1 protein-coding gene is annotated in these 537 nt (G+C 59.6%); it reads left to right on the top strand.

Going from position 1 to position 537, the window contains the following annotated elements; all coding sequences use genetic code 11:
• Positions 1–537, top strand: a 537-nt coding sequence (locus tag E1189_RS00530; RefSeq protein WP_230459855.1) for a condensation domain-containing protein, incomplete at both ends; no start/stop codon positions are given.

The following is a 537-nucleotide window of genomic DNA, read 5'->3' on the forward strand; positions in this document are numbered from 1 at the left end:
TCTGTGGCCCGGCTGGCTCACCATATTGACCAGACCGGCACCGATGAGGCGCTGGCACTTCCCCAAGTTTCTCCGGATCCCGATCACGCTCTTGCTCCCTTCCCCCTGAACCCCATTCAGCAGGCCTACTGGTTAGGTCGCCAATCCGGCTTTGAATTGGGGCAGGTCGCCGCCCAGGGCTATATCGAGTTTGATCTGGACGACATCCGGCAACTGGATACATCCCGCCTCGAACACGCCTGGCGGGGCCTGATTGCCCGTCATCCCATGTTGCGTACTGTTATCCTGTCTTCCGGGCAACAGCAGGTTCTCGACGATGTACCAGCGTACTCTATTGCTGTCACCGATCTGCAAGCTCTGGATGACACCACACTGGCCACACGGCTCGCCAGTATTCGCCACACCGAATCCCACCGGGTCAGTGATCCGGGTACCTGGCCTCTCTTTGACTGTCAGTTACTGCAGCTGCCCGGGCAGAAGGGGCGCCTCCTGCTGCGGATCGATGCCCTGATCATGGATGCTGGCAGTATCTTCCTG

This window comes from Parendozoicomonas verongulae, from assembly GCF_009711465.1.
Lineage (GTDB): Bacteria > Pseudomonadota > Gammaproteobacteria > Pseudomonadales > Endozoicomonadaceae > Sansalvadorimonas > Sansalvadorimonas verongulae.